The 14713-nt window shown below is 65.9% G+C and carries 15 protein-coding genes; 7 read left to right on the forward strand and 8 right to left on the reverse strand.

The window, feature by feature from the left end:
• Nucleotides 1–5 precede the first annotated feature (5 nt).
• The 3 genes from B4F51_RS19565 to B4F51_RS19575 all read right to left on the reverse strand — a co-directional run bounded on the left by B4F51_RS19565 (nt 6) and on the right by B4F51_RS19575 (nt 4290).
• Entirely contained in the window at nt 6–437 is a 432-nt protein-coding gene (locus tag B4F51_RS19565) for a hypothetical protein (RefSeq protein WP_296228230.1), read from the reverse strand.
• Between the two features lie 124 nt (nt 438–561).
• Nucleotides 562–1857: a hypothetical protein gene (locus B4F51_RS19570; protein ID WP_296228232.1), complete on the reverse strand. Its 1296-nt coding sequence runs from the start codon at nt 1855–1857 to the stop codon at nt 562–564.
• A 717-nt stretch (nt 1858–2574) separates the two neighbouring features.
• The gene (locus tag B4F51_RS19575; RefSeq protein ID WP_296228234.1) at nt 2575–4290 is read right to left on the reverse strand and encodes an AMP-binding protein; all 1716 of its coding nucleotides are present in this window, start codon (nt 4288–4290) and stop codon (nt 2575–2577) included.
• Nucleotides 4291–4508: 218 nt separating this feature from the next.
• On the opposite strand from B4F51_RS19575, the gene B4F51_RS19580 reads away from it, so the two are divergent.
• Entirely contained in the window at nt 4509–5027 is a 519-nt protein-coding gene (locus tag B4F51_RS19580; RefSeq protein WP_296228516.1) for a gluconokinase, read from the forward strand.
• Here the strand turns inward: B4F51_RS19580 and B4F51_RS19585 are convergent.
• The 3 genes from B4F51_RS19585 to B4F51_RS19595 form a co-directional block, all read right to left on the reverse strand.
• On the reverse strand, nt 5024–5827 hold the full coding sequence (locus B4F51_RS19585; protein ID WP_296228235.1) for a hypothetical protein: 804 nt from the start codon (nt 5825–5827) through the stop codon (nt 5024–5026). The genes B4F51_RS19580 and B4F51_RS19585 overlap by 4 nt on opposite strands.
• Nucleotides 5828–5885: 58 nt before the next feature.
• Entirely contained in the window at nt 5886–6848 is a 963-nt protein-coding gene (locus B4F51_RS19590; protein WP_296228236.1) for an alpha/beta hydrolase, read from the reverse strand.
• Between the two features lie 118 nt (nt 6849–6966).
• Nucleotides 6967–7170: a hypothetical protein gene (locus B4F51_RS19595; RefSeq protein ID WP_296228238.1), complete on the reverse strand. Its 204-nt coding sequence runs from the start codon at nt 7168–7170 to the stop codon at nt 6967–6969.
• Nucleotides 7171–7441: 271 nt separating this feature from the next.
• Here B4F51_RS19595 and B4F51_RS19600 point away from each other — a divergent pair, with 271 nt between their 5' ends.
• Both B4F51_RS19600 and B4F51_RS19605 read left to right on the forward strand, forming a co-directional pair.
• On the forward strand, nt 7442–8251 hold the full coding sequence (locus B4F51_RS19600; RefSeq protein WP_296228241.1) for a c-type cytochrome: 810 nt from the start codon (nt 7442–7444) through the stop codon (nt 8249–8251).
• Between the two features lie 259 nt (nt 8252–8510).
• The gene (locus B4F51_RS19605; protein ID WP_296228243.1) at nt 8511–9089 is read left to right on the forward strand and encodes a TetR/AcrR family transcriptional regulator; all 579 of its coding nucleotides are present in this window, start codon (nt 8511–8513) and stop codon (nt 9087–9089) included.
• 19 nt (nt 9090–9108) lie between these two features.
• Here B4F51_RS19605 and B4F51_RS19610 read toward each other — a convergent pair whose 3' ends face one another.
• Both B4F51_RS19610 and B4F51_RS19615 read right to left on the reverse strand, forming a co-directional pair.
• Nucleotides 9109–9885, reverse strand: a complete 777-nt coding sequence (locus B4F51_RS19610; RefSeq protein WP_414706796.1) for a glycosyltransferase family 2 protein — start codon at nt 9883–9885, stop codon at nt 9109–9111.
• 48 nt (nt 9886–9933) lie between these two features.
• Entirely contained in the window at nt 9934–10194 is a 261-nt protein-coding gene (locus B4F51_RS19615; RefSeq protein WP_296228246.1) for a phosphopantetheine-binding protein, read from the reverse strand.
• A 493-nt stretch (nt 10195–10687) separates the two neighbouring features.
• On the opposite strand from B4F51_RS19615, the gene B4F51_RS19620 reads away from it, so the two are divergent.
• Genes B4F51_RS19620 through B4F51_RS19635 form a run of 4 tightly spaced genes read left to right on the forward strand, consistent with a single transcriptional unit; the run spans nt 10688 to nt 14712 of the window.
• Entirely contained in the window at nt 10688–11344 is a 657-nt protein-coding gene (locus B4F51_RS19620; protein ID WP_296228248.1) for a hypothetical protein, read from the forward strand.
• Nucleotides 11345–11381: 37 nt separating this feature from the next.
• A complete protein-coding gene (locus tag B4F51_RS19625; RefSeq protein WP_296228250.1) occupies nt 11382–13127 on the forward strand; it encodes an AMP-binding protein in 1746 nt (581 codons plus the stop codon).
• Nucleotides 13128–13132: 5 nt separating this feature from the next.
• Complete coding sequence (locus tag B4F51_RS19630) at nt 13133–14083, forward strand: acyl-CoA synthetase (RefSeq protein ID WP_296228252.1); 951 nt, start codon at nt 13133–13135, stop codon at nt 14081–14083.
• Nucleotides 14080–14712 (forward strand): LolA family protein, encoded by a 633-nt coding sequence (locus B4F51_RS19635; protein ID WP_296228254.1) that lies wholly within the window; start codon nt 14080–14082, stop codon nt 14710–14712. The genes B4F51_RS19630 and B4F51_RS19635 overlap by 4 nt, the downstream gene beginning before the upstream one ends.
• The last annotated feature ends 1 nt before the right edge of the window (nt 14713 follow it).

Genomic DNA, 14713 nt, shown 5'->3' on the forward strand with positions numbered 1-14713 from the left:
CATCCTCAAGGCCGGAACTGCACGTTGACGATGGTGGCGTTCTGGATCAGCACGTTCGCTCCGCTGTTCTGGATGACCGTGGGGATCCCGGCGGCGTTGGTGAACGATCCGTCGCGCACGATGTTCGAGCCCGTCGCCACGTTCACGGCGGCGTTGTCGCTCACAGTGCCCGACAGGCGCGCATCATTCACGGTCTGGTACAGGTCCTGCGTTCCGCCGCGATAGCCGTCGAGCTTGTCTGCATCGACCGCACGACCGAACCCAGGCACCGACACGGGCGCGGCGACCGGGGGACGCACCGCTTCCATGTTGGCTGTCTGAGCACCGTCTGCGATCTGCGCATCGTCCGCCGCCATCGCCACTGCCGCTGGCCATGCCACCAGGCCGCATGCCACCAGCCATGCCGCCCATCCTGCTCTGGTTCTGTCGGATCGCATCGAGTGGTCTCCTTCACGTTCCGACTGCGGCCGGGCCACAAAAGCAGCCCGGCCTGTGAACCGCTGGTCGCAGATACGTCATTGCGACAGCAGCGGCACTTCCCCGCTCATGCCCGATGCCGGATCAGTGGCCGACATTCAGGTTGGCCTGCACATTGACGCTTTGCTGGACGAGGGACGCGAAGCCGCTGTTCTGGTTCGCGATCATCACCCCGGCAGCCGACTGGCCGACGCTGGTCATGGCATTGGACATGTTGAACGTGCCCGCATCCACCATCACTGTGCCGCCATTGCCACCCGTGCCGCCCACCGCACCGTTGCCGACACCGCCGTTGCCAACGCCACCCGCACCGCCTGCCGCGCCGACAGCGCCTACCGCGCCGTTGCCCGCAGTGGACGAAGCCGAGCCGTTGGTGGCACTGCCGTTGGTAGCGCTGCCGCCCGCGCCGCCGTTGCCGGCCACGTTGGTGGCTGCACCGCCAGCCGCACCTGCGCCGCCCGTGCTCGTGCCGTTCGCCGCGCTGGTACCTGTGCCTGCACCGCCCGCAGCCGTCGACGTGCCGCTCGTTGCCGAGCCACCCGCACCGCCCGCGCCGCCTGCCGAACCGGCTGCTCCGCCAGTGGCCGCACCCGCGCCGTGATGATGGTTGGCATCGCCACCGCTGGCGCTGGACGAGCCACCCGCACCGCCACCACCACCGCCGGCTGCGCTCGCGCTGCCCGCTACACCACCCAGGCCTGCGCCAAGGCTGGCCGATAGCGTGCCGGAGCTTCCACCGTTGCCGCCATTGCCAGCACTGCCGGCAGCATCACCACCGCTGGCGCCATTGCCGGCCGTCGCACTGCCGTTGGTTGCGCTGCCATGCGTAACGTTGCCCGAGCTGCCGCCCGCACCGCCGGAGCCGCCCGCGCCACCGGCGCCGCCGTTGCCACCTGCGCCCGTGCCGCCGTAGCCATAACCACCACGGCCACCGCTGCCGCCGTTGGCCGAGCCGCCGTTGTTGGTGGCGACATTGCCGATACCGGACACGCTGATGTTGGTCACGGTGCCTTCCAGCTTGGAGACGGCGATCGCCTTGCTAGTGTTGAAGGAATTACTGAACGTGGCGACCGAGGTGCCGCCGTTGTTGGCGGCCGCGGTGCCATAACCGTCGGCATTGGCCCAGCCGCTGTTATCGCGGTTGCTGCCCTGGCTTTGGTCGTTATGTTGGTTGGAATTGTCTGTGTTGCGGGTGCTCGTGCGCGAGCTGGTATTGGTGTTGGTGTCAGTCGTGTTGGTGGTACTGGTGTTGGTGATGGTCGACGTATTGGTTTGGGTCTTGTCACCCGCTCCAGACGCTGAATTCCCAATATCGGCCAATGCAACGCCAGAGACCCCCAATCCCATGGCGATCGCGGTGGCCAGTAAGGTCTTCTTCATAACGCACTCCTCCATAAAGGTGAGAGGGACGGCGGGAAGCGCGGCCGGTGGGGCCGGCGCGCTCTGCCTGTGGGAAAAACATCACCCACCCCGGGGGCGCGTGTTTGCATATTCAATGCCACCTTCTGGCGCGCTAGCGCACCACAATCCCTAAGCAATTGAAAACGCGAAAGAAAAGCGCGGACGGGCATGCCGTACGCGCGTGCCAAAGCATGGGATCGTGCCAAGGCATCCTCTTTTCGTAGGGGTAATTGGCGTGCGTTGGTTGCAGCATTGAAACGGCGTTGCCGGGCATAGGCGGAAAGCCTGCATTCCAGCGCCGGCGCAAGACGTAAGGCCCACCAGCGGATGCACGTGACCCGGGCGGTTAAGCCTATCGCTTCGGAATCTGATTCAGCGGCGATACATCGGCGCATCCGGGCTCACATTGCTGACGCTGCCGCTTTTGGGCGACATGCATCCCGTGGCGCACGCCACGCGCCGAGGGGCAAATCACGATGCGGGATATGCCGTGGCCGCGCGACCGTGCACGCGGGGTCTCCTGCGAGTGCCCCCTATCAGCAAGACACATGCGGGAACCGAGTCTTCGATTCTGCGCCGGGCCACGCCCCGGGGCAGGCAAGAGGGGCCGCGCACGGCAAGCATCGTCATGGCAACGACATGCCGCGCGCAACCGGTTCGCATTTCAGCGAAGAAATTGCACCGTGCGGCGCAGCCTCAAGCCGTCGCTGCCACCGTCAGCTTGAGTTCTTCGATCATGCGATCGCGCATGACGAATTTCTGCACCTTGCCCGTCACCGTCATCGGCATCTCGGTGACGAAGCGGATGTAGCGCGGGATCTTGTAGTGCGCGATCTGGCCTTGGCAGAATGCGCGAATCTCGTCCTCCGTGGCCTGCTGACCGGGTTTGAGCACGATCCACGCGCACACCTCCTCGCCGTACTTCGGGTCGGGCACGCCGAATACGTTGACGGCCTGCACCTTCGGGTGGCGGAAGAGGAATTCCTCGATCTCGCGCGGGTACACGTTCTCTCCGCCGCGAATGAGCATGTCCTTCACGCGGCCGACGATGTTGCAGTAACCCTCGGCGTCGAACGTGGCGAGGTCGCCCGTGTGCATCCAGCCGTCGTGGATGGACTCTGCGGTCTTGGCCTCGTCGTCCCAGTAGCCGAGCATGACCGAATAGCCCTTGGTGCACAGCTCACCCTTCTCGCCCACCGGCACGGTTTCGCCCGCGCCGTCCACCAGCTTGACCTGCAGATGCGGCTGGATGCGGCCCACCGTGGTGACGCGCTTGTCCAGCGGGTCGGTCACGGCGCTCTGGAACGACACGGGGCTCGTCTCGGTCATGCCGTAGGCGATGGTGACTTCGCGCAGGTTCAGCTCGGACACCACACGCTTCATCACCTCGATCGGACACGGTGAGCCCGCCATGATGCCGCCGCGCAGGCTCGATACATCAAAGGTCTTGAACTCGGGGTGATCGAGCTGCGCGATGAACATGGTCGGCACGCCGTGCAGTTGCGTGCAGCGCTCCTCGGCCACGGTGCGCAGCGTGGCGAGCGCGTCAAATGCCTCGCCCGGGAACACCATGCACGCACCGGTGGCGGTGCATGTGAGCACCGACATCACCATCCCAAAGCAGTGGTACAGCGGCACCGGAATGCACAGCCGGTCGCCGCCTTGCAGGTTCATCGCCATCGCCACGAAGCGCGCGTTGTTGACCACGTTCATGTGCGTGAGCGTGGCGCCCTTGGGCGAGCCCGTGGTGCCACTGGTGAACTGGATGTTGATGGCATCATCCGGCGACAGCGTGGCGGTGATGGCGTCCAACGCATCAACGGGTACGTTCACACCGCGCGCAATGACGTCGGCAAAGTTGACCATGCCCGGCGTGGCGCCCTCGCCCGTGCGGATGACCCAGCGCAGCGCGGGCAGCTTGGCAGCGCTCAATGCACCGGGCTGCGCGGTGGACAACTCAGGCGCAAGCGTCTGCAGCATCTCCAGGTAGCGCGAGGTCTTGAACGCCTCGGCCGCGACGATGGCCTTGCAGCCGACCTTGTTGAGCGCGTACTCCAGCTCGGCAAGCCGATACGCAGGGTTGATGTTGACGAGGATGAGCCCGAGCCGCGCGGTCGCGAACTGCGTGAGCACCCATTCGTAGCGGTTGGGCGACCAGATGCCGATGCGGTCACCCCGCTCCAGCCCCAGCGCGTGCAGGCCGGCAGCCAACGCATCGACCTGCTCGGCAAAGGCGCGCCAGGTCCAGCGCACGCCTTGCTCGCGAAACACCACCGCCTCCGCATCGAGGTTGCGGCGCACGGTGTCTGCCAGCAGCGCCGACACCGTCACGTGCGCCAGCGGCACCGATGTATCGCCCACCACATATGACACGCCGCCGCGCGGGCGCGGGTCGAATACTTCACCAGCCATGGATGTCTCCTCCTATCAACGTGGCCTTGTGAGCCTGTTTTAAGTGATTTGTAACCGCTGTTTTGCCTGCAATTTGACGCAGCTTGACGCTTTTGGCAATCCGCTCGCCGACGAACAGTGACGCGGAACAATTGCTGCGCCGCAGCAGCAAAAATCCGGGCCAGATGCCGCCGACGCGCTAACATGCCGGCCTGACGTTTTTGCCTGTGGGATGCGTGATGATCGTTGTGGTGATGGGAGTGTCGGGTTGCGGCAAGTCGACGGTGGGCCAGAAGATCGCCGAGCGTCTGGGTTGCGCCTTTCGTGATGGCGACGAGTTCCACAGCGACGCAAACCGCGCCAAGATGCACGCCGGCATCCCGCTCAACGATGACGACCGCAAGCCCTGGCTCGAATCCATCCGCGCCTACATGGACGAGATGACCGGCGACGGCCGCTCGCTGGTGGTCGCCTGCTCTGCGCTCAAGCAGCGCTACCGCGACGTGTTGCGCGGCAATCCTGGCAACGTCGGCAACACCGAGTTCGTCTACCTGAAGGGTGATTTCGACCTGCTGCAAAGCCGTCTGGGCGCGCGCAAGGATCACTTCTTCAACCCCAACCTGCTGCGCAGCCAGTTCGAGGCACTGGAAGAGCCGACCGACGCCATCGTCGTCGACATCGCCCTGCCGCCCGAAACCATCGTCGATCGCGCCGTTGAGCAACTCCAGGCGCGCGCCGCGCATCGCCCGGCCGCCTAACTGCGCGACAGTTGCAGCAGCACGGCCTGCACCTCGCCGTTGCAGACGCGGCTTATGCGATCCTGCTCCTGCGGCGTGTCGATCTGCTCGTGCGTCTGCAGACCCAGCTCGATGAGGGATTGCACGCGCGGCAACCAGTGGCGCGCAAGCGCAGTCTGCAGATCGGCCGCAATGCGCTCTGGGTCGCCAAAGTAAAGCCGCCCGCCGTATTCGCGCCGGATCTCCTTGCTGATCACCGCTGCCGCGCGCGGCAGCACGGCGCGATTGACGGCCACGTGCCGCAGCTCGTGCTCGCGAATGGCGCTGTAAGCGCAGCTACCCGGCGCAAACTCACGCGCCACCGTCACGCGAAAATCGCTCAGGACCAGTTCCACGTCGATGGACGGCCGCAGGCATGTGGTGGGCGGCTGCGTCGGCAGCGCCATGTAGCGGCTGGTGACGTCGAAACGCGCACCCAGCGTGGCGTAGGTTTTTCCAAGGACTCGTGCGGCACGGTCGTAAGACGGCGCCTCGGCGGTCAACTGGTCGACAGACCTGTCGTTGGAGAAGGTCAGCGGGGTTTCGCTGGCATGAACGGTCACATGCATGGGGCCCAGCTTCTCGTCGCAGACCTGCAGCCAATACGTCTTGGACTCTGACAGGCTGACCGGCACGGCAGCATGTCCATCCTCGGTCGTTGCGGCAACGGCCTCAATGGGTGCAAAGCGGACATTGGCCAACTGCGCGCGGTAGTGCCGGCTCCAAACCAAGCCACCGGCAACGCATGCCAGCACCAAACCCAAGACCACCACCCGACGCATGCTGGGCTCCCCGTCTGCGCATCCCGACCGGTCTCGCGCAGGGGGCGCAGCGGTCAGGTCATGCCGGCGTCGATTCCGCCGGTTCTGTGCGGGCGGCGACCAATCGCCGGATCTGCTCGCCCGATTGTTTGAGCGCAATGCGCGCCTCTGGTAAGAAAGGATAGAAGATCGGCCACACATGCGGAAGCCGGTGGCCCACTTCCACCGAAACGGATACCCCCGCAGCCCGCGCTCGCTCGGCCATTCGGAGGGTGTCGTCGCGCAGGACTTCGCTGCTGCTGACATAGCAATGCAGTGTCGGCAGGCCGACGAAATCGGCATACAGCGGCGAGGCGAGCGGATGATCCACCGGCGCCCCCGAATCGCCCAGGTACAACGCTGCACCGTGCGCCATCCAGGCGCCGCGAAACATTACGTCGGATTCATCGTTGTCGATCAGGCTCTGGCCGGTGGCGGCCAGGTCCGTCCACGGCGAATAGAGAATCGCGCCGGCAGGCAGCGGGTCTGCCGCATCGCGCAGCGCCACCAGCAGTGCCAGCGCCAGCCCGCCGCCCGCCGAATCACCCGCCACCACCAAGCGCGACGGCTCAACGCCCTGCGTCAGCAATGCACGATAGGCGGCGAGTGCGTCTTCCACGGCAGCAGGAAACGGGTGCTCGGGCGCGAGGCGATAATCCGGCGCATACACGCGCGAGCGCGCATGCGTCGCCAGCCCGATGGTGATCGGACGATGCGTGCGCGGGCTGCAGAAGAAGTAGCCGCCGCCGTGCAGGTAGAGCACCACGGGGGCCGAGCCAGCAACGTCGCCCAGCATGTCCGGGTCGGCCGGTTCGATCCACTCGCCGGTCAGTCCGCCGTTGGCCGGCACGATGCGCCAGTCCGGCGGCAACTCTACCGGTTTCGGCATGGTCCGCTTCTCGGCGTGAAGGCGCGTGGCAACCGGGTCGAAGGGTTCCCGCTCAGTCGGTTTCTTGACCTGGTTTCGCACCATCCAGGAGATGACCCAGTTCTGCCAGCTCATCGCGCGATCCTCAGCTCGAAAACACCAGCCTAGCGAGGATGCGCTGCCCGGACAATCGGTTCACACCCGTGTTTGAACAGGCGTGCGCTCAGGCCGCGCAGCGACCTGCCATCGACTGCTACCGGGCGGAGGCAATCACCTCGTTCAACCGCGCGAAGAACCGGTCATACATCTCGGCATCGGTCACGGTGGTCGTGCGCGAATCGCCGTTGGAGTCCCAGATCGTCACATTGAAGCGCGCGCGCACCAGCGTTCCGCCCGCAGCATTGGGACGCACGGCGACAAGCGCGGCCACGCTTTCGTGATCAGGCTTGGCGCTCAACGGTACGCCGGCACACTGCGGTCGCACAGAGATTTCTTGGCCCGCAGCGGACGCGTGTTCCTCAGGTTTGGAGCCCAACAATCTACGTTTCGATATATTATTGAAACCTTAATTGAGTCGCCATGCTTCTCCGCCCATACCCACCGACTTTGTCGGCACGATGCTGGCGGACATGGCCATCTTCCATTGGATCGAGCGCCCACGCTAACCGCTCAGACGCCCCGATCCAACGCAACACAAGCAACACACAACCAACCTGTCAGGAGACAACATGACGCCCCGCATGCTTGGCGCTGCATTGGCGCTGGCCTTCAGCACATCCGCATTCGCACAATCCACGCCAGCCACACTGCCGGTGCCGGATGAAGCCACCATCCCGGCTGGCCCCATGGGCGACGCCATCAAGCGCGGCAAGCTGATCCTCACCGACACCAAGCGCCAGTTGCCGCACAACGTCGGCAACGGCCTGAACTGCACGAGCTGCCACCTCAACGGCGGCACAGTACCGTACGCCTCGCCATGGGTAGGGCTGACGGGCGCGTTTCCGGAATACCGCTCACGCAGCGGCGCAATCATCTCGTTGCAGCAGCGCGTGAACGACTGTTTCCAGCGCTCGATGAACGGCAAACCGCTGGCTTTCGACAGCGACGACATGAACGCCATCCTCGCCTATATGAAATGGCTCTCCAGCGGCGTGCCCACCGGCGTCAACGTGACAGGACGCGGCTTCGAGAAGATCGACACGGCACTCGTGCCGGACCGGGCGCAGGGCAAAGCCGTCTACGCACAACGCTGCGCCGCCTGCCATGGCGCTGAAGGCCTGGGCATTGCGAACCCGCAGGGTGGCTACGCGATACCGCCGCTGTGGGGCAACGATTCGTTCAACGTGGGGGCGGGCATGGCGCGCATGTTTACCGCCGCCGCCTTCGTGAAGCACAACATGCCGCTCGGCCAGGGCGGCACGCTCACGGCGCAGGAGGCGGTGGACGTGGCGGCATTCTTCACCGAGCAGCCGCGCCCCGACTACGCCGCACGCGTCAAGGACTGGCCCAAGGGCGATCGGCCGAAAGACGCACGCTGAGTTCGCCCGCAAAATGAAAAGCCCGTCGCCTGAGTGGCGCGGGGTTTTTTTATCTCAATATCAACGCTGCCAGGCATTCGCAAACCGGCTGCCGCACTATCGGACAAACCGCACGAAATGATACAGATCGCCCTACTTCCGTCTCAGTAGAACACCCCAACACTGGCGGTGCGGCAGATCCTGCTCCCGTCAGCCGGAGTGGGGAGGTCCAGCACGGGGACGGTGCTAAGATGCGGCCCAGCAATCAGGAGAGGTAGCAATGCGCGCAAGCAAGCGCCAGCAGGTGGTGGACAAGGCCAGCGAACTGTTCTCCCGGCACGGTTTCCACCCGGTCGGCGTCGATTGGATCATCGACGAGTCCGGTGTTGCCCGCATGACGCTTTATCGGCACTTTTCCGGCAAGGAAGACCTGATCAAGGAAGTGCTGGAGCAGCGCTACACCTTCATCATGGACAGCATGGCCGAGAAGCTCGAGCCGCTGCCCGATTCCACCGCGCGCCTGAAGGGCATCTTCGACTGGTACGAGACGTGGTTCCGCAGCCCCGAGTTTGCGGGCTGCCTGTTCGAGCGCGCGCTGGCCGAGTTCGGCGCCACCTGTCCCAAGGTGACCGAGGTGGCGGTCCGCTACCGCGACGACTTGCTTGCCATGATGGAGACACTGCTCAAGGAAGTGGTGCCCGCTGGCCCGGCACGTCAGCTTGCGGGGGTGTACGTGATGCTGCTCAGCGGCGCCACGGCCGATGCACGCGCCGTTGGCGATCCGACCGCCGCCCCCCAGGCTTGGCATGCCGCACTGACGCTGCTGAACCAGGCCAAGGCTGCCGCCAAGAACGCATAACTGTACGAAGACTCTACGGCTACCAGCCCCGCCGCAGCCGCCGCACGATCATCCAGGGCAAGCGCAGCAGGCCTCCGGCCAGCAGGCGCAGGTGCATCCCGACCAACAAGACGTTGTCACGCAGATACTGGAAATGCGACACGCCGCCCTCGTCCGTGCGGAAGTAGCGTACGGGTGCATCCAGCCGGATCGGGCACACGCCGATCCAGCACAGGCGCACCGCCGCCTCTGGGTCGAAGTCGAAACCGCGCATCCACACGTGCCGGCGCATGATCCTGGCCAGCGGCGCAATCGGATATACGCGGAATCCGAACAGCGTATCGCCGATACCGGCCCACAGTGTTTCGATGTCCGCGCACAGGTTCGACAGGCGGCGGCCCTGCACGCGCAGTTGCGGCGCGCTCGCGTCGAACAACGGCTGCCCGAGAATCATCGCGTCGGGTGCAGCCTGCGAAGCGGCCATGAATGCGGGGATCAGATCTGCGGGGTGCTGGCCGTCGGAATCCATGGTCAGCACATGCGTGAAGCCGCTCGCAGCGGCAGCGTCGAGACCGGCCAGCACCGCCACGCCCTTGCCGCGGTTGCGCGGCAGCACGATCACGCGTAGCCCCGGGTCCTGCGCGGCCATCGTCTGCAAGCGCTCCGTGCTGCCGTCGGTGCTGCCGTCAACCACCACCCACACGGGGTTCCACTGCGCGCGGGCACTGCGCACGGTGTCGTCCACCTTGACGCCGGGGTTGTAGCTCGGGATCAGGACAAGATGCGTGGTCGAGGCAGGGGCGCCGGTCATCGGCATGGCGTCGGTGCGGCAAGAACCGCCGGAAGCGAGGGCACTGGCGTGTGCCTAACGCGTGCGGTGGGCAGCCACGTAGGCGGCCAGCGAGCCCAGCGAGGCGAAGATCTTTTCGTTGTCGGGATTGCCCGAGCGCAGTTCGAAGCCGTACTTCTTGGAGATCAGCAGCGCAACTTCGAGGATGTCGATGGAGTCGAGCCCGAACCCTTCGCCGTACAAGGGCGTATCGGCAGCGAGGGCATCGAGTTGGATGTCTTCGAGATTCAGCTCGCCGATCATCAGCGCGGCGAGTTCTTTTTCCAGATCGTTCATCGGTCTTGCACACACGGGCAACTTGCAGCGAGGGAATGCGGCCAGAAACGACGACGTCCTCCTCGCCTGAAACCCTGCCTTGCCCCGCCCCCGCCCGTGCCGGTGTGATATTGGGGGTCGTTTAAGCTACGCGGATTCTAGACGAAGGGCCCACCATCGTATAGCGCGAAACCGTGACAAATATCCGGGGTGCGGCACGCGCGTCGTGTGACGCAAACGATCCAACGGCTTGACCGGCGCCGCAAACCGGCAAGGGTGGAATCAGCGTGCTTGCGGCATGCCGTACATCCGGTTACAAACCCGCCTTCGCCCGATCGGGCGAGGCCCGTGCCCGGCCCTAGAATGTGCCCGCCAGAATGCACGGTTCCGCTCCATCCAAGCCACCGGCAGATGCGTATGATGAAAATGCCCGGCCGCGCCGGATGTGCCCCGACAGCCTTGATGCAACGACCATGCGGCGCCCGCCGTTACACCCCTCCTCCCCGCTTCTGATATGAATCGACTGACCGGCATCGTGCGCGGCGCAGCGGGCGTGGCCGCCGTCGTGGCCTATCAGGCGGGCGCGTACTATGCGGCGGCCACGCCGGGGGCGCATGGCATCGGGCTGGCGATGGCGCTCGTGCCGCCGCTGATGATCGCGCTAGTGGCTGCGGCACGATCGGCGCGGCGCGCTTGGCTGCTGCCGCTCTGGTGGCTCGTCTGCGGTGTGCTCTGGATTGCGCACGAACCGCTGGCACACCACTTCGGCTGGGGCCTGTACCTTGAGCACGCAAGCTTCAACCTGATGATGGCCTACGTGTTCGGCCGCACGCTCGTTGCGGGGCGCGAGCCGCTGTGCACGCGCTTTGCCGCCGTGGTGCACGGCACGCTCACGCCGCGCATCGCGCGTTATTCTCGGCAGGTCACGGTGGCGTGGACGCTGTTCTTCCTGGCCACGGCCGCCGTCTCTACGCTGCTGTTTGCCACGGCATCGATCGTCACGTGGTCGATGTTTGCCAACACCCTGTCGCTGCCGCTGGTGGGCGCGATGTTTGTGCTGGAATACCTCTGCCGCCGCATCGCCCTGCGCGGCGAGCCGCGCTCGAGTCTGTTCGATGCGGTGCGCGCCTACCGACAATCCACGCGCACCGCCGCTGACCGGCCCCGCTGAACCCGCCCCGTCAGAACGCCACACCCGCTATTGCTTCATGCCGACTTACCCGCTGGTCTCCCATCCATCGCTCGATCACACCATCGCCTGGCGCGATGGTGCGCCGGTTCCCGTGCGTGCGTTCCTTGCCGACGTGATGCGGCTGGCCGCACAGCTGCCGGCCGGCAGCCACGTCTTCAACGCATGCGCCGATCGCTACCGCTTTGCCGTCGGCCTGTGCGCGACGCTCGTCGCCAGCAGGATCAGCCTGCTGCCGCCCATGCAGACGCCGCAGATGGTGCATCAGCTCGCGGCGTTCGCGCCGGATGTGTTCTGCCTGCACGACGCGCCTGCGTGCCCGGTCGACTTGCCCGGCTTCCGCTACCCCGATGACGCGACAGCGGGCGAAGCGCCCACCGATGCGCCGCCGCAGGTGCCTTGCATTGACGCCGCGCAGGTCATGGCCGTGCTGTTCACCTCCGGCTCGACGGGTGCCCCCGTGCCGCATCGCAAGACCTGGGGCGCGCTCGTGCGCTGCATGCGTGCGACAACCCAGCAACTCGGTCTGGATGACGGGCGGGCGTTTGCGCTGGTCGGCACGGTGCCTGCACAGCATATGTACGGCTTCGAAGTGACGGTGCTGCTTGCACTGCAAGGCGGGCTGGCGTTCGGCAACCGGCAGCCGTTCTATCCGGCGGACATCCGGGAAGCGCTTGAGGCCGTGCCGCAGCCGCGCGTGCTGGTGACCTCGCCCGTGCATCTGCGGGCCCTGCTGGCATCGGAGCCGGCGTTGCCGGCCGTGTCGCTAATCCTGTCAGCCACCGCGCCGCTGTCGGAGGCGCTTGCCCGCGAAGCCGAGGCACGCCTGGCGGCACCGCTGGTCGAGATCTACGGCAGCACCGAGACCGGTCAGATCGCTTCGAGGCGCACCGCGCTGGGCGCCGCGTGGCACGTGTACCCGGACATCCAATTGGAGTCGCGCCCCAGCACGGCCGATACGGTCAACGCGCCGGATGACGACGGCCCAACCGTCTGGGTGTCCGGCGGCCACGTGGAAACCCCGGTGCCGATGGGCGACGTGATCGAACTGCTGGACGACACGCATTTCCTGCTGCATGGGCGCAAGGCCGATCTCATCAACATTGCCGGCAAGCGCTCGTCGCTGGCCTACCTGAACCATCAACTCAACGCGATTCCGGGTGTCGTGGACGGCGTCTTCTTCATGCCGGACGATGCGCCGGCCGCCCCGCACGAGCACGGCGGCGCACCGGTCACGCGCCTAGTGGCACTGGTCGTGGCGCCGGGGCGCAGCACAGCGGAACTGCTGCGCGCCTTGCACGAACGCATCGACGCCGTCTTCCTGCCACGCCCGCTGCTATTGGTCGATACGCTGCCGCGAAACGGCACCGGCAAGCTGGCGCGCGACGTGCTGGCCGCATTGGTTGCGCAGCACCTGCCACGCCATCACCGCAAACCCGACATGCGCTTCACCATTCCGGCAGATCACCCCGCCCTGCCCGGCCACTTTCCCGGCCACCCGATCGTGCCCGGCGTGGTGCTGCTCGATCACGCCATCCACATCATCGGCGTGGCGGTGGGCCGTTCGCTCGATGCGTGCCGGATCAGTTCGGCCAAGTTCCTCAGCCCCGCAGCGCCGGAAGAGCCGCTCGACCTTGCGTTCGAGACCACGGCCAGCGGCGCAATCCGCTTCACGATCCGTGCGAGCGCGCAGGAAGGGGCGCGCGATGTGGCAAGCGGCGTGCTGTCCCCGCCGGCGGATGCGCAGGAGGGCCGGAGCACGTGAAGCCCATGAAGCGCACCGAATGGGCGGAGCGCCCGGAGCGCAGCAACCTGACGCTGCTGCGCGCGATGACGTGGCTCTCATTGCGACTGGGCAGGCCGTTCGGCCGGGTCGTGCTGCGGCTGATCGCGTTGTATTTCGTGCTGTTCTCGCCGGCGGCATGCCGCGCATCGCGCGACTATCTGCGCCGGACGCTGGGCAAGCCTCCTGGCATGCGCGAAGTGTTCCGGCACATGTTCACCTTCGCCACCACCATCCACGATCGCATCTACCTGATCAACGGGCGGTTCGACCTGTTCGACATCCAGTTGCAGGGGCAGGCGCATGTGCACGCCGTGCTCGCGCAGGGGCGTGGCGCCTTCCTGCTGGGCGCGCACCTGGGCAGCTTCGAGGTGGTGCGCGCGCTCGGCCGTACGGTGCCCGACCTGCGCGTGGCGGTCGCCATGTACGAAGACAACGCGCGCAACATCAACGCGGCCATTGCCGCCATCAATCCGGCGGCGGCGCCGGAGGTGATTCCGCTGGGGCGCGTGGATGCGATGCTGCAGGTGCGCGAAGCGCTCGACAACAACCGCCTGGTCGGCATGCTGGCCGACCGCACGCTGCTGCGCGACGCCGGGGCATCGGTGCGGCGTATGGATTTTCTTGGCACGCCCGCTGCATTCCCGCTGGGCCCGCTGCATATGGCGGCCATGCTCAAGCGGCCGGTGCTCTTCATGACCGGCCTGCACCTTGGCGGCAACCGCTACGCCGTCCACTTCGACGTGGTGGCCGACTTCACCAACATCCGCCGCGAAGAACGCGCCGCTGCCGTGCAAGCCGCGCTCGCCCGTTACGTGGAACGCGTCGAACACCACTGCCGCACGGCGCCGTATAACTGGTTCAACTTCTTCGACTTCTGGCAGGATGCCGGCGCAACCGAGCCGCGACTCTCCGACCAGGAAACCCAGACCCCATGACGCTCACGCGCCCCACCCTGCGCCCGCTTCTTCGTGCCGCTCTGGCCATGCTTTCCGCCAGCCTATTGGCAGGTACGGCCCACGCAGCCGAAGCCACCAGCCCCGCTTCCACCGCCTGGACGCTCGATCGCCTGATGTCGACTCTCGCGCGCAACAAATCCGGGCGCGCCACCTTTACCGAGACGAAATACCTGTCGATCGCCGCAGATCCGGTGGAGTCGTCCGGCGAGCTGGTATTTGTGGCGCCCGATCATCTGGAGAAGCTCACGCTGGCACCCAAGCCCGAGCATCTCGTGATCGACGGTGACAAGCTCACCGTCGAGCGCAACCAGCGCAAGTTCACCGTGCCGCTCGCGCAGTACCCGGAGTTGAACGCCTTCATCGAGAGCATCCGCGCCACGCTGGCGGGCAACCGCTACGCGCTCGAAGCCGTGTACAAGGTGGCCATTGCCGGCCGTGGCGATGATTGGACGCTGACCCTCACTCCCATTGACTCGCGCATGCAAAAGGTGGTCAGCACCATCACGCTCGACGGCACGCGCGACATGCTGCGCAGCGTCGTCATCCGCCAGACTGACGGCGATCATTCATTGATGCGGCTGCAGCACGCGCCGGCCCACGCCAACTGAA

This window comes from Ralstonia sp. UBA689, from assembly GCF_002298975.1.
Classification (GTDB): Bacteria; Pseudomonadota; Gammaproteobacteria; order Burkholderiales; family Burkholderiaceae; genus Ralstonia.

Bases quoted from the DNA above. Each gene is read 5' to 3' on its own strand.
- B4F51_RS19590 (WP_296228236.1), bottom strand. From the start codon at position 6,848: ATGAGCTGGCAGAACTGGGTCATCTCCTGGATGGTGCGAAACCAGGTC.
- B4F51_RS19635 (WP_296228254.1), top strand. From the start codon at position 14,080: ATGACGCTCACGCGCCCCACCCTGCGCCCGCTTCTTCGTGCCGCTCTG.
- B4F51_RS19620 (WP_296228248.1), top strand. From the start codon at position 10,688: ATGAATCGACTGACCGGCATCGTGCGCGGCGCAGCGGGCGTGGCCGCC.
- B4F51_RS19585 (WP_296228235.1), bottom strand. From the start codon at position 5,827: ATGCGTCGGGTGGTGGTCTTGGGTTTGGTGCTGGCATGCGTTGCCGGT.
- B4F51_RS19565 (WP_296228230.1), bottom strand. From the start codon at position 437: ATGCGATCCGACAGAACCAGAGCAGGATGGGCGGCATGGCTGGTGGCA.
- B4F51_RS19625 (WP_296228250.1), top strand. From the start codon at position 11,382: ATGCCGACTTACCCGCTGGTCTCCCATCCATCGCTCGATCACACCATC.
- B4F51_RS19600 (WP_296228241.1), top strand. From the start codon at position 7,442: ATGACGCCCCGCATGCTTGGCGCTGCATTGGCGCTGGCCTTCAGCACA.
- B4F51_RS19580 (WP_296228516.1), top strand. From the start codon at position 4,509: ATGATCGTTGTGGTGATGGGAGTGTCGGGTTGCGGCAAGTCGACGGTG.
- B4F51_RS19570 (WP_296228232.1), bottom strand. From the start codon at position 1,857: ATGAAGAAGACCTTACTGGCCACCGCGATCGCCATGGGATTGGGGGTC.
- B4F51_RS19610 (WP_414706796.1), bottom strand. From the start codon at position 9,885: ATGCCGATGACCGGCGCCCCTGCCTCGACCACGCATCTTGTCCTGATC.
- B4F51_RS19630 (WP_296228252.1), top strand. From the start codon at position 13,133: ATGAAGCGCACCGAATGGGCGGAGCGCCCGGAGCGCAGCAACCTGACG.
- B4F51_RS19615 (WP_296228246.1), bottom strand. From the start codon at position 10,194: ATGAACGATCTGGAAAAAGAACTCGCCGCGCTGATGATCGGCGAGCTG.
- B4F51_RS19575 (WP_296228234.1), bottom strand. From the start codon at position 4,290: ATGGCTGGTGAAGTATTCGACCCGCGCCCGCGCGGCGGCGTGTCATAT.
- B4F51_RS19605 (WP_296228243.1), top strand. From the start codon at position 8,511: ATGCGCGCAAGCAAGCGCCAGCAGGTGGTGGACAAGGCCAGCGAACTG.